This is a genomic window from Acinetobacter sp. NIPH 817, from assembly GCF_000368405.1.
GTDB lineage: Bacteria > Pseudomonadota > Gammaproteobacteria > Pseudomonadales > Moraxellaceae > Acinetobacter.
In genome coordinates this window covers 2,589,230-2,610,064 of record NZ_KB849420.1, presented here as the reverse complement: position 1 = coordinate 2,610,064, position 20,835 = coordinate 2,589,230, and the positions used below count along the sequence as shown (strand labels likewise).

The window sequence follows — 20,835 nt, the reverse complement described above, 5'->3', positions numbered from 1 at the left end:
CATGATATGTCTTCAATGAAAGGTATGGATCATGATATGCCTTCAAAAACAGTAAGCTCTTCTGGATCTGATCAAGTGGTTTACGGATGGGCGAATGCATCAACACCAGCTGGTCTAAAAGCACTTCAATATAGTGATTTACAATCTTTAACCCCCCAAAAAGATACCCGTGCTCCAGAACGTGAAATTGAAATCCGCTTAGGTGGAAATATGGAGCGCTATATTTGGACAATTAATGGTAAGAAGTTTAATGAAACTGAACCATTTAAAGTGAAATATGGTGAGCGTATACGCTTGAAATTTGTTAACGATAGTATGATGGCTCATCCAATGCATTTACATGGCATGTTTATGCAACTGGAAAATGGCCAAGATCCTAGCAATATGCCGAATAAACATACAGTAATTGTTCCACCAGGTAAAACAGTTACAACTTTATTAACGGCTGATGAGTTAGGTGAATGGGCTATCCATTGCCATTTGCTCTATCACATGTCTGCTGGAATGATGAATAAACTTATTGTGGCAAATGTCGATAGTAATAGTACTGATTCGAAAGATGTTGTTGCTCAACCTAATACTAATGATAAGGGGGTAAATCAACATGCGCACCACTAAAAAAATATATTCTAAGACATTTTTATCTATAGCTTTAATTGGATTATCAGGTGTAGCTTTTGCAAATGATACTGCTGTTCAAAGCATGGATAGTAGTACTAAATCCTCTCAGTCCGAGAGTATGAAAATGCTGTTAAAAGAGCCTGGTGGATTAGGTTATGTTGATCGTAATACTTACCAAAATTCAACTTCTGGTAATGATGGAGATAATGGTATAGGCCTGGAAGCCGAAACTTCTAATAACCGAAATCATGATAAACATCTGAAAGAACATGGTGGACAAGTTTTCCAAATGACTAAGTTTGAGAATGAGTGGACTGTGGATGAAGATGGCAAAGGTGCTTTAGGATCGAAAATTGAAACATTGATAGGTACAGATGAAAATCGCCTATTTATTGAAGCAAATTTGGATAAAGCAGAAAGTCATGATCCAAAATATGATGTATCTGCGCTTTATAGCCGTAATGTAGCACCCTTTTGGGATGTACAGGCTGGGGTGAGATACAGTGAAGATAAAAATAACAGCAACAGCGATCGGGTTGATGGTGTTGTTGGCGTGTTGGGATTAGCTCCATATTTCTTTGAAACCCAAGCTTATTTGTACGGTGGTGAGAATAATTTTTGGGGGGCAAGCTTAGAAGTCGAGCGTGATTTCCTGTTAACCCAGAAATTGATCACACAACCTTATCTTGAAGTAGATGCTGTATTTAGCGATGATTCTAACTATGCTGCAAAATCAGGTTTGTCTGAACTAAAAACCGGTATTAAAACCCGATATGAAGTCACTAAAAGAGTCAGACCTTTTGTGGATGTTGCTTACCAATATGAAAAAGGACAAAAAGCAACTAACGTGCAAGAAGCAACTGAGTCCGAAAAAGGATGGAAATATGGTGCAGGCATCGAATTGGTATTTTAAAATACTATAACTTGAAATCATGAATAGTAGTTTCGGCTACTATTCATGAAATTGTTGCTATTACGATTCAATTCTGTAAAACTAAAAAAGCTTAAAATTTGGTCTATGTCTATGCAGTGGTTAAAAACATGCCTATCGCTGTTTTTATCGTTTGCTATCCTGTTAGTAGGATCGGCTGCTGTTGCCTCGTCTGTACATAAACGATGTTTAATGCCATCTGAACAGATGCAATCCATGCAAATGGAAGAGTCGAAAAATCAGAATATGATGCATACTGATTGTATGAAAGGAGAAGCAAAGTCCAAAAAAACTCTGCATGATCCATCCTGTCTGTCTGAACAAGATTGCATTATGTCTTTTACCAAGCTTGTATATGCTAATGACGTTCAGGGTATTTTGCACTCAATGGTTTCCTTTCCTATAGAGCGCTCAGCTTTTTACTCTTTAGATCAAAATCTTCCTTCTCCATACCCTTCGGGTTTATGGAAGCCTCCACGCTCTAACTAATTTGATAGTCCTCTATCATTCATAGAATTTTCTATGAATGTTCTGCGCGTGCGCGTAAACATTTTAGAGCAAAAAATATGAATATTTATAAAGAAAAGCAATCTCATCGTAAGAGATGGCCAATAGCTACTATCTGTTTCTGTCTGGTCTATGGTCAGGCTTATGCTGAGCCATTAACTTTGAATACAGCTATGAAGCTTGCTGAGCAATATGCACCTACCCTAAGAGCAAATAGTGCAAGGATTGAAGGGGCTGAAAATATGGTTTCAGCTTCAGGTATTTTACCCAACCCTAAATTATTTGTAGGTTTAGATAATTACCCTGTATCCGGCGATGCCGCATGGTCAGTCACACGCGAAGGTATGACTATGCAAAAAATTGGCGTGATGCAAGATTTTCCAAATCGTGCCAAAAGACAAGCTGAGGTCGATTTAGCAAAAGCTGAACTAGGTTCGGCCAATGCTCAAACTGAGATTCTGCGTATTGAGGTACGTCAGAAAGTCGCATCTGCTTGGCTTAAGCGCTTTTATCTTGAACGTAAATTAGCACTATATGATGAACTGTTTTCAGAGAATCGATTACTTTCTCAAATTACTCAAACACAGGTCATCTCTGGTCGTACAATCATTGCCGATGCACTTGATCCAAGACAAGAAGCCACGGTATTGCTTGACCAGAAGGATGATTTACTTCGTGATTTAAATAAAGCCAAGTTAGAGTTGCATCGGTTAGTCAGTGCAGAACCTACTGAAAATCTCTCTCAAATTGAAACCTTACCTGACCAAGCACCATCTATCTACCTTGATACATCAAAGCTATATCATCATTTGCATCAACATCCTGAATTAAAAGCATTTCAGGCAGAAAAGCAAACTGCTGAAGCAAAACTGAAGCAAGCTCAGGCTTTACAGAAACCAGATTGGGGTATTGAACTTGCTTATCAGCATCGAGCACCCGAATTTGGCGATATGATCGGGGTGCAACTAACAACAGAGCTTCCTGTCTTTTCAAAAAGACGTAGTAGTCCACTCATTCAGGCAGCTTTAGCCGAACAAAACAGGATTACCGCCGATCAAGAAGTCCAATACCGTGACCATCTCACTATGCTAGATGATGGGTTATCCGATCTTGATGCACTTGATCAGCAAATTAGACGTGCGATGCAAACAAGTATTCCACTCGCTAAACAAAAAGTGGGTTTACAGTTGGCAAGCTATCAAGCAGGTAAAAGTAATTTGTCTAATGTTATTGCTGCTCGACAAGCTCTTTTAGAACAGCGTTTGCGTCTCATTGATCTCCAACAGCAACAGGCTGTGACTAAAGCCCAACTTTATTATGCCTTTGAAGAACCGACCTTAAACCATGTTGAGGGGCAGCCATAATGTTAAGAAATAAATTAGCAGTTACTGTCATGGGCGTTGCGGTAATTAGTCTGGCTGCGGGTGGTGGTGCTGGATACTGGATTGCACATCAGAAATACAATCCTCAATCAGGTCCGCAACAGGCTGCCAAAGTGTTGTATTGGTACGACCCAATGAAGCCTGAACAGCATTTTGATAAACCGGGGAAATCGCCATTTATGGACATGCAACTGGTTCCTAAATATGCAGATGAAAATACTACGATGACTGAAGACAGTTATCCTGCGGTTAAGATTGATCCATCCCTCCAACAAAATTTAGCAATTCGTTATGCTTCAGTCGAACAAGCTGTGATGGGAAATACTTTGTTAACCAATGGTATATTGCAGACCAATGAACGACAGGTAGCTATTTTACAAACAAGAGCAAGTGGTTTCGTCCAACGAGTGTACGGACATGCTGTTGGGGATATGGTGATGCAAGGCAGTCCCATAGCTGATATTTCAATACCTGAATGGACAGGAGAACAAACTGAATTTCTAGCTGTACTCCGAACAAGAGATCGTTCTCTTATTCAGGCAAGCCGACAACGTTTACAGCTTTTAGGAATCCCACAAAATGTGATTAATCAAGTCGAGCGGACACATCGAGTGCAATCCAATATGACTTTAAGTGCACCTGTAAGTGGATTTATTGATTCGTTAGAAGTCCGCAATGGAATGGCTTTAGCTATGGGGCAAACGCTTGTCACCATCAAGGGGATAAGCCCAATCTGGTTAGAAGCATCTGTTCCAGAAGCACAAATTGCCGGGATAAAACGGGGAATGAAAGTTGAAGCTACTTTTGTTGCATATCCTCAAATAGTGTCCGGTAAAGTCATTGATATTTTACCAACTTTGGATAGCACGAGTAGAACCATAAAAGTTCGTATTGAGTTGCCCAATAGAGAGGGATTGCTCAAGCCGGGAATGTTTGCTTCCGTTAAATTCTCCAACAACCCACAAAGCAATTTAGTTATACCAGAGCAAGCTGTTATACGTACAGGTACTCGGAACGTTGTCATTGTGGGACATGAGCAAGGGCGTTTTGAACCTGTTGTAGTACAGTTAGGTCAAAGTGATGGCAATAAAATTGCAATTCTAAAAGGGTTGAAAGCTGGTCAGAAGGTGGTAATTTCAGGGCAATTCCTGATTGATTCTGAAGCAAATTTACAAGGTGTATTGGATAAGCTGAACACTGGACAATCGAAGACTTCATCTCAAGTGGTTAAGACATCAATATATCAAGGCATTGGTAAAGTTGAAAAAGTCACAGCTCAAGACATTACCATTTCACATCAGGCGATTCCTGAGTTGGGTTGGGGGGCTATGACTATGAGCTTTAAACAACCAGTGCAACCATTTACCCAAATTCAGCAAGGCGATCAGGTCCGTTTTAGTTTTACACATGCTAGAGATACTTACGTTATTTCTGACATTTCCAAGATGTCTATGACATCTATGAAGAACTAAACGGGAGGACGATTATGATTGCCCGTATTATTCGTTTTTCAATTGCAAATCGTGTATTTGTCCTGTTGGCCGCTTTAATTCTGGCTGCTTGGGGAACTTGGGCCGTAAAGAATACTCCGGTCGATGCATTACCAGATTTGTCTGATGTACAAGTAATTATTCGAACTAATTTTTCTGGTCAGGCACCACAAATTGTTGAAAATCAGGTGACCTACCCTTTAACAACAACCATGTTATCGGTGCCCGGTGTTAAAACTGTTCGCGGTTATTCTTTTTTTGGTGACTCATTTGTTTATGTCATCTTTGATGAACATACTGACCTTTACTGGGCCCGTTCTCGTGTATTGGAGTATCTAAATCAAATTCAAGGGAAAATGCCTGCAAATGCGAAATCTTCATTGGGACCAGATGCCACTGGCGTTGGTTGGGTTTATGAATATGCATTAGTAGACCCAACAGGACAGCATGATCTTTCGGAGCTGAGAAGCATACAAGACTGGTTTTTAAAGTATGAACTGAAGACATTACCTAACGTGGCTGAAGTTGCCACAATTGGGGGAATGGTTAAGCAATATCAGGTTGTCTTAGACCCAAGCAAGATGGCTACTTTAGGTGTCACACAAAACAATGTCATTGAGGCGATTCAAAAAGCTAATCAGGAAACTGGTGGTTCAGTTCTGGAAATGGCTGAAACGGAATATATGGTGCGGGCTTCTGGTTATTTAAAAACTTTAGATGATTTTCGCCAAATTCCTTTACGAACAAATAGTTTCGGTGTTCCTGTTTCTTTAGGTGATGTTGCAACTATTCAACTTGGTCCAGAAATGCGTCGTGGCATCAGTGAATTGAATGGGCAAGGTGAAACGGTTGGGGGTGTCGTGATTTTACGAGCAGGTAAAAATGCACGTGAAACGATTACTGCTGTGAAAGCGAAGCTAGCTGAATTACAACAAAGTCTACCGAAAGGTGTACAAGTTGTTCCTGTATATGATCGCAGTCAATTGATTGATAGAGCAGTAGAAAATCTCAGCCATAAATTAATTGAAGAGTTTATTGTGGTGGCTTTAGTCTGTGGACTATTCCTCTGGCATTTACGTTCAGCAATGGTGGCTATTGTTTCTTTGCCGCTTGGGATTTTATCTGCTTTCTTGGTGATGCATTATCAAGGGCTAAATGCCAATATCATGTCGTTGGGTGGTATTGCTATCGCGATTGGCGCTATGGTCGATGCCGCAATTGTAATGGTTGAAAATGCACATAAGCATATCGAAACTTGGCAACACGAACATCCTGAGCAAGTCTTGGAAGCACAAGTCCGTTGGAACATCATTACACGTTCTGCCAGTGAGGTCGGGCCAACTTTATTTTTCTGTCTACTCATCATTACCTTATCCTTCATTCCTATTTTTACTTTACAGGCACAAGAAGGTCGCTTGTTCTCACCACTGGCATTTACTAAAACCTATGCAATGGCAGCAGCAGCAGGTTTATCCATTACCTTGATTCCCGTTTTAATGGGTTATTGGATTCGAGGGAAATTACCTTCTGAACAGCGTAATCCACTGAACCGTTTTCTGATCAAAATATACAGCCCTATGTTGGATAAGGTTTTAGCTCATCCAAAGACAATTTTACTTGGTGCATTGCTAATTTTCCTTATTAGTCTTTTCCCTTTAACACGGTTAGGTGGGGAGTTTCTACCCAATATGGATGAAGGTGATTTACTGTATATGCCTTCAGCTTTACCGGGATTGTCCGCAGCAAAAGCTTCTGAGCTACTCCAACAGACTGATCGAATGATTAAAACCGTTCCTGAAGTTGCAACAGTATTCGGTAAAGCTGGTCGCGCAGAGTCAGCCACAGATTCTGCACCATTAGAAATGTTTGAAACCACGATTCAGTTCAAACCACGGTCTGAATGGCGTTCAGGTATGACACCTGACAAATTGATAAAAGAACTAGATAAGGCAGTCCAAGTACCGGGTTTAACAAACATTTGGGTGCCACCTATCCGTAACCGGATTGATATGTTGGCAACTGGGGTGAAAAGTCCAATCGGGATTAAGGTTTCAGCAAATGATCTGCAAGATATTGATCGGGTAGCACAGCAAATTGAACAAGTGGCTAAACAGGTGCCCGGTGTTAGTTCAGCTTTAGCTGAACGGCTCACAGGTGGTCGATATGTTGATGTTGATATTAACCGTATGCAGGCTGCGCGATATGGTCTCAATATTAAAGATGTACAGCAAATCGTCTCATCAGCGATTGGCGGGGAAAATATTGGTGAAACTGTTGAAGGCTTGGCACGGTATCCCATTAATGTACGTTACCCACGAGAGATTCGAGATTCACTGGAAGCCTTAAGAAATTTACCGATTCTAACTGAATCTGGTCAACAAATAGTCTTGAGTAGTGTTGCTAATATTCAAATTACAGATGGGCCGCCAATGCTTAAAAGTGAGAATGCCCGTCCAAGTGGTTGGATCTATGTCGATGTACAAGGACGTGACTTAGCTTCGGTTGTACAAGATTTGAAGCAGGCCATAGACCAAAAAGTAAAACGTTCTTCTGCCATGAGCATTAGCTATTCAGGACAGTTTGAGTTCATGGAGCGTGCGAATGCTCGCTTAAAAGTTGTTATTCCAATTACTTTGATGATCATTTTTCTATTGCTCTATTTGATTTTTAGGCAAGTACAAGATGCTGTTCTGATTATGGCAACACTACCTTTTGCCTTGATTGGTGGTATTTGGGCTATGTACTTGAGTGATTATCACTTTTCGGTTGCGATTGCTGTTGGTTTTATTGCACTTGCTGGTGTTGCCGCAGAGTTTGGTGTAGTCATGTTGTTCTATTTAAAGCAAGCAATTGAGCATGCACAGCAAAGCCTATCTTCTTCAACGGCATCCTTAACAGAGCAACAACTCAATAAGGCAATTCATACAGGAGCCGTGCTACGTGTTCGCCCTAAAGCAATGACAGTCGCTGTCATTTTGGCGGGGTTAATCCCTATTCTGTTGGGGACTGGAACAGGTTCTGAATTAATGAGTCGTATTGCTTTACCTATGGTTGGGGGGATGATTTCAGCCCCTCTCTTATCTATGTTTGTTATCCCTGCGGCATATCAGCTTTTAATCAAAAGAAAACTATCAAAGAATTGATAGTTTTATTATTTCGTCAAAAGAGGTTTTATTATGTTGAAATTTATGAAAATTGTGGCTCTTGTTGCAACTGTTGCTGCGTTAAGTGCATGTAGCAAAAATGAGGCATCAGAGCAAAAGAAAGCGGAAGCACCGATGGAGCAGATGAGTAAAGAGTCATCTACAGTTGCAACAGCTCAAGCTGTTGGTGTGATTACTGCTATTGATACGAAAGAAAATATTCTAACACTCGACCATGAAGCAATTCCTGCAATTAAATGGCCTGCAATGACCATGGGCTTTAAAGTTGCAGATCCAGCATTATTGAATGGTTTAACTGTAGGGGAAAAGGTTGACTTCGAATTAAAAATAGAGGGTGAGAGTCAGATTATTGTTGCTGTGAAAAAAAGCTCATAATCAGTTTGATACTTAAAAGAAAAATGGATGCGAAGGCATCCATTTTTCTTTATGAAATATTCTTATTTTGATTAAAGTCTACTAATAAGCTGATATGTAATGAAGGCAAAGAAATACGCAAGCCCAAATAAGTAAGTCGCCATAATAACAGGCTGTTTCCAGCTACCAGTTTCACGACGAATGGTCGCTAATGTTGCAAGACAATGTGGTGCGAAAATGTACCAAACTAATAATGACATCCCTGTAGCTAGCCCCCAACCATCAGGACCAGAGATTTGACTCAACAATGTTTGAGTTACAGTATCTTCATCTCCAGACATAGCATAAATTACACCTAAAGCAGCAATGACAACTTCCCTTGCAGCCATAGCAGGAATTAATGCGATACAGATTTCCCAAGTAAAGCCAATAGGTGCAAATATAGGCTGAATAATGTGTCCAAGTTGTCCAGCTAAACTATAGTTGATAGCAGGCATCGTGGCATGCTCAGGTGGTTGAGGGAACGTAACCAACACCCAAAGCAATATAGATAATGCTACGATAATACCACCAACTCTTTTTAGAAAGATCGTAGCTCGATCATAAAGTCCTAATGCAACGTTTCGAATATCTGGCAATCGATAAGTAGGCAACTCAAAGATAAAAATACTTTCTGTTTTATCTTTTCTAACTAGTTTCAAAAATAAAGAAACACATAATGCTGAAACAATTCCAGCCATATATAGTCCAAAAAGAACTAAACCTTGTAGGCTCAACCAACCATAAACTAATTTGTTTGGAATGAATGCCGCAATTAGCAAAGCATAAACAGGTAATCTTGCAGAACAAGTCATTAATGGCGCAATCATAATGGTTGCTAGACGATCTCTTTCCGAACTAATGCTTCGTGTTGCCATGACACCAGGAATAGCACAGGCAAAACTAGACAATAGTGGAATAAAGGAACGTCCACTTAAACCAGCTTTGGACATTAATTTATCCAAAAGGAATGCTGCTCGTGGCAAATAACCTGATTCTTCTAAAATTAAAATAAAGAAGAATAAGATAAGGATCTGCGGCATATAAGCCAAAACACTACCCGATCCAGCGATTACCCCATCAACAATAAGACTTCTAAGTAATGGATGAGTAATAAGCGGGCCAATTGTATTACCTAACCAAGCAATTGCATTTTCAATTAATGAGATAAAAGGTTGTGCCCAGATAAAAACGGCTTGGAACATGACAAACATGGTAAGCGTTAGGATGACTAAACCAAGTACAGGATGTAAGAAAATTTTATCCAAGAAAGCTGTTCTTGCATCACCGTTATCATTTTTTAAAATTACCTGTTTAGTAATATTTTTAATCTGATCAAAATGATTCAGATCAGAATGATAAGGAGTGACAAATAGATTTTTTTGATCTAATTGATTTAGTAGTTCTTGCACGCCTTTAGTTTTAACGGCAACAGCCTCAATAACAGGGATACCCAACAATTCTGATAGCTTATTAATATCTATCGAAATACCACGCTTTTTGACCTCATCCATCATATTTAAAACAAGAAGCATTGGTCGATTCAATGCCCTTATTTCAAGCACAAGACTTAAATGTAAATGTAAATTAGTGGCATCAACCACACATACATATATATCAGGTAGAACCTCACCCTCAAGCTCACCTAAGCATACAGCCCTTGTTACCTCTTCATCTAGACTCGTAGGCTTTAAGCTGTATGTGCCGGGCAAATCTAAAACTCGAACTGATTCACCAGAAGGTAGTTTAAAAAAACCTTCTTTCCGCTCAACAGTAACACCAGCATAATTAGCTACTTTTTGACGAGTACCTGTTAAAGTATTAAAGAGAGATGTTTTCCCACAATTTGGGTTACCAATAAGTGCAATATTTTTACTGTTCATTTGAAACAATCTCTACAAAAATTCGTTCAGCTTCATTCTTTCTTAACGCAAATCGAGAAGTTTCAATTTGAACCAATACTGGATCACCACCGAAAAGTCCCTTAGCTAGAACTTGTAAAGTTTCACCAATTCTGAAACCTAACAATTCAAGTCGTTCGAGAACTGGATCATTTTTATCTAAATATTGGTTACCTTTTTTTAGGTCAACAATTTTGACAAATTCGTTTGGTTTAACTTGGAATAAATTCATTTTTAATACTCTTATTTCAATGCCAAAATTTTTCGAGCACCGTTAAGTACGAAAAGTGAAACAATTATTCCTATAACAAGATCTGGATATGCGGAACCTGTCAAAGCAACTAGTATCCCTGCACAAATCACACCAAAATTGACTATGATATCATTGGATAAAAAGACCCAACTAGCCTTCATGTGTGCACCATCATTTTTTTGATGAGACATTAGGTATATACAATAAAAATTGGCAATTAGCGCTAAAGCAGCAATTCCAATCATCAAGAAAGACTCTGGCTCACTACCATAAATGAACCGACGCACAACATCTACAATTACAGAAGTAGCGAGAATTAACTGTAACCAGCCTGAAAGATGCGCTGCTTTTAATTGTTTTTTTACACTTTTACCAACAACAAACAGTGCTATACCAAACACTGTGGCATCAGCAAGCATATCCAATGAGTCAGCAATCAAGCCTGTAGAGGCAGCTACCAAACCACTGATAAACTCTATAAAGAATAATAGGAGATTAATCGCTAAAAGAATTTTTAAAACTTTTGCTTGTTCAGACGTATCTGCTTTTTCAGGCATTTCACCCACAGAGGCAGCGGTACTTTCAAGTTTGGCTCCAAAACCAAGTGCTTCAAGTTTGCTAGTAATTTCATTAAGACCATCATTATGAAAAACTTTTAATTTCCGATTAGGTAAATCAAATATTAGTCCTTTGACCTCACTCACTGGAGACAATGCCATACGAACCATTTGCTCCTCAGCAGAGCAATCCATTTTCGGAATCAGAAACGTACTGATTTCTTTTGCATGCTCTTTATTTACATAGGCTTCAGTTTTATTTAATTTAGCGCCAAACCCAAGAGCTTCAAGTTTTGCAGTGATTTCATTACTTTCACCATTATGCATAACTTTTAGGTTTCGATTCGGCAAATCAAAAACTAGCCTCTTAACATTTACCAAAGAAGATAAAGTCATCCGAACCATTTGTTCCTCTGCGGAACAATCCATTTTAGGGATTTTATAGTCACTGATGAAAGTCGCTACACCCTCATTATCACTGATTATCTCAGGTGAACTTATTGAATCTGGGGTGCAACATGAGTTTGACTGCGTAGAACATGGCTGAGTACTAGCACAAGAATCTTTTTCATCTGGCTTAGATTGTTGTGGTACTTCATTACCACAACAAGAGCTTTTACTTTCTTCAGCAGTTAAATCTTTACTGTTACCAGAATTTGTTTCTGATTCATTTTGATTTTGCTTAGTGTCTTCACAAGAACTTTCTTTATTACAACCGCAACCACTCATTGATGTGCCCATAGTCATATCTTTACTTATTGCATATTAAAATCTCTATAGCTACTATAGAGTCAAGTTGGATTTTGAGTATTTCTAATGTTTATGAAGATAGGAGAGCTCTCTGAGAAAACGTCGTGCTCAGTACTGACAATACGGTTTTATGAAAAAGAAGGTTTAATCCCGCAACCTGATCGAACTCAAGGTAACTATAGACTATATACTGAAGATTACATTGATCGGTTGAAATTCATTGTGAATTGTCGTTCTTTGAATATGAACTTAATTGAAATCAAAAAATTACTAAATTATAAGGATCTGCCTAATCTAAATTGTTCTGATGTGAATGAGCTTATCGATTCACATATTAACGATGTAGAGGAAAATATTCGGAATCAGCAGAAACTCATACAGCAGCTATTAGAAATAAGAAAGACTTGTGATGGGTTATGTACAGTGGACAAATGTGGTGTACTGAAGAAGTTAGCCTGAATAAAAAGTTAGTGATCACATTTGTTTCTCAAACTTACTGATACGTATATTGGCTTATTTAATATTATTGCTAAATTCTTAATCTAAAATGAATTGTTTACAGCAGTTTTTCAAATTTAACTAGCTTATTTAATGGATTGTATTTTGCAGACCATCATATATGAAGTTGCATATATATGCTAATTCATATATAAAGATATTAATATATTAGAGGTCCCAGTTTCATGACAACTTCATTAGATGTAAAGATTTATCACAATCCTGCTTGTGGCACCTCTCGGAATACTTTGGCTTTGATTCGCAATACAGGAATTGAACCAACCGTTATTGAATATCTCATTACACCACCTAGTCATGACGAATTAGTTAAATTGATTCAGGATGCAAACTTAACAGTAAGAGAGGCTATTCGTCAGAATGTAGATCCTTATCGGGATTTACAGCTTGATCGTAGTGATTTGAGTGATGAACAACTACTCAGTTTTATGCTTGAACATCCTATTTTGATTAATCGACCATTTGTTGTTACTGAATTAGGTACTCGCTTAAGTCGTCCTTCAGAAGTTGTCTTGGATATTCTGCCATTACCACAAAAAGGTGCTTTCACTAAAGAAGATGGTGAACAAGTGATCGACGAAAATGGTCAGAGAGTAAATTAAAAAATTTAGTTCTTGTATGTGATTATCTGCATATCCAAATTTATAGGTAGCAAAGATGGATCAAGTTAATTTTTTTAAATGCTTATCAGATGAAACCCGTCTCAATATTGTCACTTTAATTGCTGAGAATAAAGAACTCTGTGTTTGTGATCTGACAGAAAAGCTACAACTGAGTCAACCAAAGATTTCTAGGCATTTAGCTTTATTACGCTCTTCTGGTCTCTTACAAGACAGACGACAAAGCCAATGGGTGTACTACAGCATTAATCAACAACTTCCAGCATGGTGTTTTGAAATTCTAGATACTTTAAAAAAAACATCATCTAGTCAAGTTGTAAGCAATACCAACACGCTTTCTATAAATAGTTATTGTGAGTAATAGATTATGAAATTCCTTTTTTTGTGTACTGGAAATAGTTGTCGTAGCATTTTGTCTGAAGTGCTTTTTAACAGTCGTGCTCCTCATGACTGGAAAGCATACAGTGCAGGTAGTAAGCCATCAGGACAGGTGCATCCATTGACTATTGAAACTTTGGAAAACCTTGGTCTTTCAACAGAAGGTTTATGGAGTAAAACCATTGATGACTGTGAGCAATATAAACCTGATGTAGTGATTACTGTGTGTGATTCAGCAGCTCAAGAAGCTTGTCCTCTTTATTCGGGGGGAGCGATCAAGGCACATTGGGGCTTGGCTGATCCATCACATTTAGACTTGCCTAAAGAGGAAAAATTAAAAGCTTTCCAAGTGACAGTAGACCATATCAACCGTCGTTTAGATGCTTTATTTGCACTTGATACAGCAAATATGTCTCGTCCTGAATTAATTGCTGCAATCAATCACATATCAGATATTGAATGAGAAAATCATGGCTCAACAAAGACTGTCATTTTTAGATCGTAACCTGACGCTATGGATTTTCATTGCGATGGGGTTGGGGATTGCGATAGGTGTCTTCTTACCTCAAGCTTCCGTTACTTTAGACAAAATGAGTGTGGATTCTGTCAATATTCCAATTGCGATTGGTTTGATTCTGATGATGTATCCACCGTTAGCCAAAGTGGACTATGCAGCTCTACCACAAGTATTTAAAGACAAAAGAACATTAACTTTGTCTTTAGTACAGAACTGGATTATTGCTCCTGTATTAATGTTTGCATTAGCAATTATTTTTTTGCATAGCTATCCAGAGTATATGACTGGACTAATCCTGATCGGATTAGCTCGTTGTATTGCAATGGTTTTAGTTTGGAATGGTTTAGCCTGCGGCGATAACCAATATGTAGCAGCATTGGTTGCATTCAATAGTATCTTTCAGATTTTGTTCTTTAGTACTTATGCTTGGTTATTTCTTACCTTCTTACCACCTTATTTTGGTATTGCTGGGCAAGTAATCAATGTGGATTTTTGGACGATTACCCACGCGGTATTAATTTACTTGGGTATTCCTTTTTTTCTTGGTTTCTTGACCCGTTTGATCTTAGTCAACGCCAAAGGCTTAGAGTGGTACCAAAATGTCTTTTTACCGAAGATCAGTCCATTAAGTCTATTGGCATTACTGTTTACTATTGTTGCTATGTTTAGTCTCAAAGGTGGAGATGTAGTGAGTCTGCCTTTGGATGTAATTCGAATTGCGATTCCATTAACAATTTACTTTATCGTAATGTTCTTCATTAGTTTCTTTATGAGTAAGTGGATGGGTAATGACTACCCAAAAACTACAGCAATTTCATTTACTGCTGCGGGTAATAATTTTGAGTTAGCACTGGCTGTAGCCATTGCAACCTTTGGTTTAGCATCGCCTGTGGCATTTACTACAGTCATTGGGCCATTAGTTGAAGTACCAGTTTTGATTGCTTTGGTCAGTGTCTCTTTATGGCTAAGAAAAAAGTATTTTGAATCGGTGTAAATCTATGAATCTCCCAAATGTTGATATGAATCTTCTTGATCGACCTACTTTAGAGAAAGTTCAAGCTAAAGCACTGGATCATGCACCACGCATCTTATTGTTATATGGCTCGAATCGTGAACGTTCTTATAGTCGTTTAGCGGTGATGGAAGCAGGACGAATCTTGGAGGAGTTTGGTGCTGAGGTGAAAATCTTTCATCCGAAAGGATTGCCTTTGCCAGAAGATGCCGATACTGAACATCCAAAAGTAAAAGAATTGCATGAACTTTTGGCTTGGTCAGAGGGTATGGTTTGGTGTTCACCTGAGCGTCATGGTTCTATGAGTTCTATTTTTAAATCCCAAATCGACTGGATTCCTTTGGCTGGTGGTGCAATACGTGCGACGCAAGGTAAAACTTTAGCACTTATGCAAGTTAGTGGTGGTTCACAATCTTTTAATAGCGTTAACCAGATGCGTATTTTGGGGCGCTGGATGCGGATGATTACAATCCCGAATCAATCTTCAATTCCTAAAGCCTTTTTAGAGTTTGAAGAAGATGGACGTATGAAAGCATCTTCTTATTACGATCGTATAGTAGATGTGATGGAAGAACTCTATAAGTTTACATTACTTACGCGTGGACAAAGCCTGTATCTAACTGATCGATATTCTGAGCGTAAAGAATCTGCTGAAGAATTATCTAAACGTGTTAACCAGCGTAGTCTGTAACACATTGGAGAGAACTAAATGCAAAGTAGACATTCACGTCTGATAATTCTCGGTTCTGGCCCTGCGGGCTATAGTGCAGCTGTCTATGCAGCGCGTGCAAACCTTAAACCTACTTTAATTGCGGGTTTACAACTAGGTGGGCAACTTACAACAACAACCGAAGTTGACAACTGGCCGGGCGATCCTGAAGGTTTAACTGGTCCTGCATTAATGGATCGTATGCAAGCACATGCTGAACGCTTTGGTACAGAACTCGTCTATGACCATATTAACGAAGTGGACTTAAACGTACGTCCTTTTGTTCTAAAAGGTGATATGGAAGAGTACACATGTGATGCTTTGATTATTGCAACTGGTGCTACAGCTCAATATCTTGGCCTAGAGTCTGAACAAAACTTTATGGGACAAGGCGTAAGCGCATGTGCAACATGTGATGGTTTCTTCTACAAAAACCAAAAAGTAATGGTTGTAGGTGGTGGTAACACTGCTGTTGAAGAAGCGCTTTATTTATCAAATATTGCTTCACATGTAACGCTAGTACACCGCCGTGATAGCTTACGTTCTGAAAAGATTTTGCAAGATCATTTATTTGCTAAAGAAAAAGAAGGCAAAATCAGCATTATCTGGAATCACGAAGTTGAAGAAGTATTGGGTGACAATACTGGTGTAACAAGTGTTCGCCTTAAATCAACTCAAGATGAGTCTAAGCAAGACGTAGAGGTTCATGGTCTATTCGTTGCAATTGGCCACAAACCAAATACTGGAATGTTTGATGGTCAATTAAACTTACGTGATGGCTATATCCAAGTACAAAGCGGTACTTCTGGTAATGCAACAGCAACTTCTGTAGCTGGTGTTTTTGCTGCTGGTGACGTCGCTGACAGCATTTATCGTCAAGCGATTACTTCAGCTGGGTCAGGCTGTATGGCTGCTCTAGATGCTGAAAAATATCTAGATCAATTGAACGATTGAAAAGCTAATTCAATCACTTGAAAGTTTTAAGAAATAAGCCCAGTCTGTTAAACAGGCTGGGCTTTTGATTTTGTTTATGACAATAAAGAAGAGGGAGAGATAATTTGTCTCAATTACAAGCTGAAGTAGATGTAGTCATTATTGGTGGTGGACAAGCAGCTCTTGCTACAGCCTATTTTTTAAAACGTAAGAAAATTCCATTTGTGATTTTAGATGACCAAAATCAGGCAGGTGGTGCATGGTTACATGCTTGGGAGTCTTTACGTCTTTTTTCTCCAAATACTTGGAGTTCGTTGTCGGGCTGGATGATGCCAAAAACTGAACAAACTTATCCAACGCGGAATGAGGTGATTCAATACTTATCTGCATACGAACAACGCTATCAATTTCCTGTCATTCGACCTATACATGTTGATCATATTGAGAAAAAAAATGACTGCTTAGATGTATATGCGGGTGATAAATATTGGCGAGCAAAGGCCGTTGTCAGTGCTACAGGTACATGGAGTCAGCCTTATATTCCACATTACGAAGGATTAGAAAGATTTAAAGGAATACAAACCCATTCAGCACATTATGTTAATCCAGAACCTTTTATTAATAAAAAGGTTCTAGTGATAGGAGGAGGTAACTCTGGTGCTCAAATTCTTGCTGAAGTTTCAGAAGTTGCAGACACTATTTGGATCACAGTAAATCCTCCTCAATTTTTATCGGATGATGTTGATGGGCGTGTTTTATTCCTTCGAGCAACAGAACGTTTGAAGGCACAACAGGAGGGACGAATAGTTGATCAACCCATTGGTGGTCTAGGGGATATTGTCATGATTGATAGTGTCAAAGATGCACGTGAACGTGGGGTATTACATAGCAGAGAACCCTTTAAAGCATTTAAAGAATATTCGGTTGTTTGGGAGGATGGTTCAACACAATTGGTTGATGCTGTGATTTGGTGTACAGGCTTCAAAGCATCCCTAAATCACTTAAGGAGTCTAGGAGTGATAGAACCTAATCAGACTGTTGCTGTCAATGATGGGCGTTCAATAAAAATAAACAACCTTTGGCTAGTTGGTTATGGTGAATGGACAGGCATGGCATCGGCAACATTAATTGGGGTTTCTAGAACAGCCAAAGCAGTAGTCGATGAAATAGCTGTTTACTTAGCTATAGATTAAAAATTCTTAAATAAAGGATGGCTAAAGATATAGAAGGTTTATATATTTTTTATATCAAACACTTATATTTTTTTTTGGTGGTATTGGTTCTAATTTAGTTAGTGATCAATAACTGGAAAATTTTAACTAGACTCTAGTTGCTTAATATAATTCCCAATAAAACTAGTCTACTGTTTATATACTCTTTCATGAGTAAGGAGGTATCTGAGTACTACAAAAGTTGTTATTACTCAGATACCGACAGATTTAATTGAGCTAATTACACTGTAAGCAGAACCAATTACAGAGATGAAATCATGAAGTCTATAGATGAAATAAAAGCTCAAGAGGTATGTGTAGCTATTCTATTAGATAAAAAAGCTACTAATACGCAAGCCAAGATACTTCCTAGTGAAAATATAATCATTGATAGGTTACTTGAGCGTAAAGTTGAGTTACAACATGCTTATAGTGAGTTGTATTCAAAACTAGGGAAATATCATCAAGCCCTCACAAATTTTTTAGATTTGTTAGTAGAAATTACTTCAATGCATAGTCCAGAGGAAGTAATAAAGTCTAGAGCTGCTCAGAAAAAATTGAATGAGATTAATCAGCAAATTTCTATTAAAGCTCATGAATTAGCAGCTCTCCTAGAAACTAGATCCGAGTTAATAAATACTTCTGGCTTTATGACAGATACCCATTATCACATTGGTAATGTAATTCGTGAAGCATCTCAGAATAATCCGTATTTTAGAACATCTTTGCTAGATAAATTAAAGCAACTCCAAGGTCGGTTTGATCTTAAATATTGGCCTCGGTTAGATGATGTAATGAAAGTTATCGCTGAAGATGCAAGAATGGCCGTACCTATTGCTATTGATTCTATTACTGAAGTGGCAACAAGAGGTGAGAGAGCTTCCTTAGTTGATTATTTTAGAGCTTTATTTGAAGCTATTGAATGTAATCGTCAGAAAGAATATGGTTTCTTACCTAATGACTTTAAGTTAACAGATAATACAATTGCTACTTTAGCTAATTGCGCCTTAGCTTTAGAGCCAAAAGAAATGATTGATGGCCTATATGTGAAAAATTTTAGAAGTCGTGAACGCAAACGCATAGGTAGTGACTCCTAATTTTAAATATGTGGACAAGTCTGGATTTGTCCACATACATAAAACAATCTATAGACTACCTATCCCTATAACAGAAAGTATTTTTACTGTTATTTATTATTTAAGATCATTAGAGGTTAGTCAGACTGTAATTCTGTTAGAAAGACCGTGACTAAATTAGGTTTTGAATGAAGGAATTATGGGCAGCTTATGTCAATTCAATATCTAACATATCAAACTTTAAATATTGATTTATTTAATTAAATTTATTCTTTTATTTCAAAAAAATCTAACAAAGACCATATCACTGATAAATATTTAAGCAATTAAAGTAGTTCTCAATAATTAGTTTATGATAATTACCAAAATGGGAATTGAGTTGTATTTTGAAATGGTGTAATTTATTCCCAAATTGGGAATATTTTTAAATGAAGCTTTTAGGTCTTGAAAAAATAACAGTGATTGAGTGTGAGTTTGCTAAAAAATGGCTCATAAGTTGGATCTCTGAAATACGTGATGCTCATTGGCGGGGCGCGGAAGATATTCTGAAACAATTTCCAAAAGTATCTATTTTGGAAAATCAATGTTTCGAATTTTCGATACATAACTCTAAATGGGTTATTTGTCTACAAATCGCGTTTTCTCAAAGAATAGCGATTATTAAAGCTGTAAACATTCAAGGTGCTAACAATGGAATTTAAAGTTATTCGTACAAGAGAGCAGTATCAAGCTTATCTTGACGAAGTGCATTCTTTAATTATGCTAAATCCGGCTATAGGAAGTCCTGAGAGTGATCGGTTGGAATTATTATCGGTTTTAATAGAAGATTATGAAAATAAACAATATCCGATAGAGGCGCCTGATCCTATTGATGCAATTCTATTTAGGATGCATGAGAAAGGGTTAAAACAAGCTGATTTGGCCCCATATTTTGGTACTACTAGTAGAGTTTCTGAAGTTCTTAATCGAAAAAGAGCTTTAACCGTAGATATGATCCGAGCATTATCTGTAGGGTTGGGACTGTCGGTAGAGACATTAATTGGTTTATCAAATTCAAAGAATACATTAGATAAAAATAATATTGATTGGTCTAAATTTCCTGTTAAAGAGATGAAAAATAGGGGGTGGTTAAAAACATTTCTTGCTGATACGGCAGCATCAACTGAGAGTATTATCCAAAAATATATTGCTCAATCAGGGTTACAAATCGGCTCAGCTTCTTTTAAACGAAAGTTGTCTGGTGATGCCCAAACACCTAATACGATGTATGCACTGTATGCGTGGCTAGCTAGAGTCATTCTCCAAGCTAGAGATAAGAAAGATAGTCTAGGAAAATATGACCCTAATTTAATAAATAGTAATTTTTTAAGAGAGTTAGCTCAATTAAGCTGGTTTGAGCATGGGCCAATATTAGCAATTGAATACTTAGAAAAGCATGGAATTGCTGTAGTCATTGAGCCTCATCTTAAGGGTACGCATCTTGATGGAGCGGCATTGAAGGACAGTGACGGCACTCCTATTATTGGGCTAAGTTTACGATATGACCGATTGGATAATTTTTGGTTTACGTTACTACATGAATGCGCACATATTTGGAAGCATGTTGATGAAACAGAAGCATTTCTCGATGATTTAGATTCATCAAGTATGGAGGATCGGAGGGAGGCTGAAGCAAATCGATTGGCAAGAGAGGCATTTATACCAAGAGGAGTTTTGAGACGTACAGAGGCATTTATCTCACCAAGTAAAGAATCTATTGAAAAGTTGGCTAAAGAGTTGAGAGTTCATCCAGCAATCATTGCAGGGCGTATTCGAAAAGAGTTGGGAAATTACACCTTATTTTCAGACTTGGTTGGTCAATATCAGGTCAAGGCATTATTAACCAATTCTCATTTATTAAGTGTTGAGGAGTAG

The 20,835-nt window shown here is 38.1% G+C and carries 21 protein-coding genes; 18 read left to right on the top strand and 3 right to left on the bottom strand.

Translation table 11 applies throughout. The annotated features are described in order from the left end of the window. From F968_RS20690 to F968_RS15875, 7 genes are all read left to right on the top strand, one after another. Positions 1-618 (top strand): multicopper oxidase domain-containing protein (locus F968_RS20690; protein WP_004794615.1); only part of this gene is annotated, 618 nt, incomplete at its 5' end. Further along, positions 605-1,534, top strand: coding sequence for a copper resistance protein B (locus F968_RS15900; RefSeq protein ID WP_001260874.1), 930 nt, complete (start codon positions 605-607; stop codon positions 1,532-1,534). The genes F968_RS20690 and F968_RS15900, both read left to right, overlap by 14 nt. A gap of 45 nt (positions 1,535-1,579) precedes the next feature. Continuing rightward, positions 1,580-2,041: a hypothetical protein gene (locus tag F968_RS15895; protein WP_000771473.1), complete on the top strand. Its 462-nt coding sequence runs from the start codon at positions 1,580-1,582 to the stop codon at positions 2,039-2,041. 77 nt (positions 2,042-2,118) lie between these two features. Then, positions 2,119-3,423, top strand: coding sequence for a TolC family protein (locus F968_RS15890; protein WP_001028920.1), 1,305 nt, complete (start codon positions 2,119-2,121; stop codon positions 3,421-3,423). Further along, positions 3,423-4,913: an efflux RND transporter periplasmic adaptor subunit gene (locus F968_RS15885; RefSeq protein ID WP_004794612.1), complete on the top strand. Its 1,491-nt coding sequence runs from the start codon at positions 3,423-3,425 to the stop codon at positions 4,911-4,913. The genes F968_RS15890 and F968_RS15885 overlap by 1 nt, the downstream gene beginning before the upstream one ends. 14 nt (positions 4,914-4,927) lie before the next feature. Further along, the gene (locus F968_RS15880; protein ID WP_000561666.1) at positions 4,928-8,074 is read left to right on the top strand and encodes an efflux RND transporter permease subunit; all 3,147 of its coding nucleotides are present in this window, start codon (positions 4,928-4,930) and stop codon (positions 8,072-8,074) included. Between the two features lie 33 nt (positions 8,075-8,107). Next, positions 8,108-8,470, top strand: coding sequence for a copper-binding protein (locus F968_RS15875; protein WP_000911302.1), 363 nt, complete (start codon positions 8,108-8,110; stop codon positions 8,468-8,470). 71 nt (positions 8,471-8,541) lie between these two features. Here the strand turns inward: F968_RS15875 and feoB are convergent, their stop codons facing one another. The 3 genes from feoB to F968_RS15860 are packed head-to-tail and all read right to left on the bottom strand — an operon-like array spanning position 8,542 to position 11,940. After that, positions 8,542-10,371 carry a ferrous iron transporter B gene (gene feoB / locus F968_RS15870; RefSeq protein WP_001086233.1) on the bottom strand — a complete coding sequence of 610 codons (1,830 nt, stop codon included), beginning with the start codon at positions 10,369-10,371 and terminating at the stop codon, positions 8,542-8,544. Continuing rightward, the gene (locus F968_RS15865; RefSeq protein ID WP_001048218.1) at positions 10,361-10,621 is read right to left on the bottom strand and encodes a FeoA family protein; all 261 of its coding nucleotides are present in this window, start codon (positions 10,619-10,621) and stop codon (positions 10,361-10,363) included. The genes feoB and F968_RS15865 overlap by 11 nt, the downstream gene beginning before the upstream one ends. Before the next feature lie 11 nt (positions 10,622-10,632). Further along, entirely contained in the window at positions 10,633-11,940 is a 1,308-nt protein-coding gene (locus F968_RS15860; RefSeq protein ID WP_000537300.1) for a cation efflux transmembrane domain-containing protein, read from the bottom strand. Positions 11,941-12,015: 75 nt separating this feature from the next. Between F968_RS15860 and cadR the strand changes: the two genes are divergently transcribed. From cadR to F968_RS15805, 11 genes are all read left to right on the top strand, one after another. Further along, positions 12,016-12,408, top strand: a complete 393-nt coding sequence (gene cadR, locus F968_RS15855; RefSeq protein ID WP_000480874.1) for a Cd(II)/Pb(II)-responsive transcriptional regulator — start codon at positions 12,016-12,018, stop codon at positions 12,406-12,408. 224 nt (positions 12,409-12,632) lie between these two features. Beyond that, positions 12,633-13,067: an arsenate reductase (glutaredoxin) gene (gene arsC / locus F968_RS15850; protein ID WP_000213577.1), complete on the top strand. Its 435-nt coding sequence runs from the start codon at positions 12,633-12,635 to the stop codon at positions 13,065-13,067. A gap of 55 nt (positions 13,068-13,122) precedes the next feature. After that, the gene (locus F968_RS15845) at positions 13,123-13,446 is read left to right on the top strand and encodes a metalloregulator ArsR/SmtB family transcription factor (RefSeq protein ID WP_000373080.1); all 324 of its coding nucleotides are present in this window, start codon (positions 13,123-13,125) and stop codon (positions 13,444-13,446) included. A gap of 6 nt (positions 13,447-13,452) precedes the next feature. Next, positions 13,453-13,926 carry an arsenate reductase ArsC gene (locus F968_RS15840; protein ID WP_004794608.1) on the top strand — a complete coding sequence of 158 codons (474 nt, stop codon included), beginning with the start codon at positions 13,453-13,455 and terminating at the stop codon, positions 13,924-13,926. Between the two features lie 7 nt (positions 13,927-13,933). Beyond that, positions 13,934-14,974: an ACR3 family arsenite efflux transporter gene (gene arsB / locus F968_RS15835; RefSeq protein ID WP_000068658.1), complete on the top strand. Its 1,041-nt coding sequence runs from the start codon at positions 13,934-13,936 to the stop codon at positions 14,972-14,974. A gap of 4 nt (positions 14,975-14,978) precedes the next feature. Continuing rightward, positions 14,979-15,683 carry an arsenical resistance protein ArsH gene (arsH, locus tag F968_RS15830; protein WP_001052988.1) on the top strand — a complete coding sequence of 235 codons (705 nt, stop codon included), beginning with the start codon at positions 14,979-14,981 and terminating at the stop codon, positions 15,681-15,683. A gap of 18 nt (positions 15,684-15,701) precedes the next feature. Further along, positions 15,702-16,655, top strand: a complete 954-nt coding sequence (gene trxB / locus F968_RS15825) for a thioredoxin-disulfide reductase (protein WP_001191832.1) — start codon at positions 15,702-15,704, stop codon at positions 16,653-16,655. Positions 16,656-16,759: 104 nt separating this feature from the next. After that, positions 16,760-17,827, top strand: a complete 1,068-nt coding sequence (locus F968_RS15820) for an ArsO family NAD(P)H-dependent flavin-containing monooxygenase (RefSeq protein WP_000080827.1) — start codon at positions 16,760-16,762, stop codon at positions 17,825-17,827. 296 nt (positions 17,828-18,123) lie between these two features. Beyond that, complete coding sequence (locus F968_RS15815; protein ID WP_000835370.1) at positions 18,124-18,942, top strand: hypothetical protein; 819 nt, start codon at positions 18,124-18,126, stop codon at positions 18,940-18,942. 407 nt (positions 18,943-19,349) lie between these two features. Further along, positions 19,350-19,622 carry a type II toxin-antitoxin system HigB family toxin gene (locus F968_RS15810; protein WP_004794604.1) on the top strand — a complete coding sequence of 91 codons (273 nt, stop codon included), beginning with the start codon at positions 19,350-19,352 and terminating at the stop codon, positions 19,620-19,622. Continuing rightward, positions 19,612-20,835 carry an ImmA/IrrE family metallo-endopeptidase gene (locus F968_RS15805; RefSeq protein ID WP_000394712.1) on the top strand — a complete coding sequence of 408 codons (1,224 nt, stop codon included), beginning with the start codon at positions 19,612-19,614 and terminating at the stop codon, positions 20,833-20,835. Before F968_RS15810 ends, F968_RS15805 begins: the two co-directional genes overlap by 11 nt.

Excerpts from the sequence above, each read along its gene's own strand:
- F968_RS15885 (WP_004794612.1), top strand. The coding sequence starts at position 3,423 with ATGTTAAGAAATAAATTAGCAGTTACTGTCATGGGCGTTGCGGTAATT.
- F968_RS15845 (WP_000373080.1), top strand. The coding sequence starts at position 13,123 with ATGGATCAAGTTAATTTTTTTAAATGCTTATCAGATGAAACCCGTCTC.
- F968_RS15900 (WP_001260874.1), top strand. The coding sequence starts at position 605 with ATGCGCACCACTAAAAAAATATATTCTAAGACATTTTTATCTATAGCT.
- F968_RS15895 (WP_000771473.1), top strand. The coding sequence starts at position 1,580 with ATGAAATTGTTGCTATTACGATTCAATTCTGTAAAACTAAAAAAGCTT.
- F968_RS15880 (WP_000561666.1), top strand. The coding sequence starts at position 4,928 with ATGATTGCCCGTATTATTCGTTTTTCAATTGCAAATCGTGTATTTGTC.
- cadR (WP_000480874.1), top strand. The coding sequence starts at position 12,016 with ATGTTTATGAAGATAGGAGAGCTCTCTGAGAAAACGTCGTGCTCAGTA.
- trxB (WP_001191832.1), top strand. The coding sequence starts at position 15,702 with ATGCAAAGTAGACATTCACGTCTGATAATTCTCGGTTCTGGCCCTGCG.
- F968_RS15840 (WP_004794608.1), top strand. The coding sequence starts at position 13,453 with ATGAAATTCCTTTTTTTGTGTACTGGAAATAGTTGTCGTAGCATTTTG.
- F968_RS15810 (WP_004794604.1), top strand. The coding sequence starts at position 19,350 with ATGAAGCTTTTAGGTCTTGAAAAAATAACAGTGATTGAGTGTGAGTTT.
- F968_RS15805 (WP_000394712.1), top strand. The coding sequence starts at position 19,612 with ATGGAATTTAAAGTTATTCGTACAAGAGAGCAGTATCAAGCTTATCTT.
- arsB (WP_000068658.1), top strand. The coding sequence starts at position 13,934 with ATGGCTCAACAAAGACTGTCATTTTTAGATCGTAACCTGACGCTATGG.
- F968_RS15875 (WP_000911302.1), top strand. The coding sequence starts at position 8,108 with ATGTTGAAATTTATGAAAATTGTGGCTCTTGTTGCAACTGTTGCTGCG.
- F968_RS15890 (WP_001028920.1), top strand. The coding sequence starts at position 2,119 with ATGAATATTTATAAAGAAAAGCAATCTCATCGTAAGAGATGGCCAATA.
- F968_RS15860 (WP_000537300.1), bottom strand. The coding sequence starts at position 11,940 with ATGGGCACATCAATGAGTGGTTGCGGTTGTAATAAAGAAAGTTCTTGT.
- arsH (WP_001052988.1), top strand. The coding sequence starts at position 14,979 with ATGAATCTCCCAAATGTTGATATGAATCTTCTTGATCGACCTACTTTA.
- arsC (WP_000213577.1), top strand. The coding sequence starts at position 12,633 with ATGACAACTTCATTAGATGTAAAGATTTATCACAATCCTGCTTGTGGC.
- F968_RS15865 (WP_001048218.1), bottom strand. The coding sequence starts at position 10,621 with ATGAATTTATTCCAAGTTAAACCAAACGAATTTGTCAAAATTGTTGAC.
- F968_RS15815 (WP_000835370.1), top strand. The coding sequence starts at position 18,124 with ATGAAGTCTATAGATGAAATAAAAGCTCAAGAGGTATGTGTAGCTATT.
- feoB (WP_001086233.1), bottom strand. The coding sequence starts at position 10,371 with ATGAACAGTAAAAATATTGCACTTATTGGTAACCCAAATTGTGGGAAA.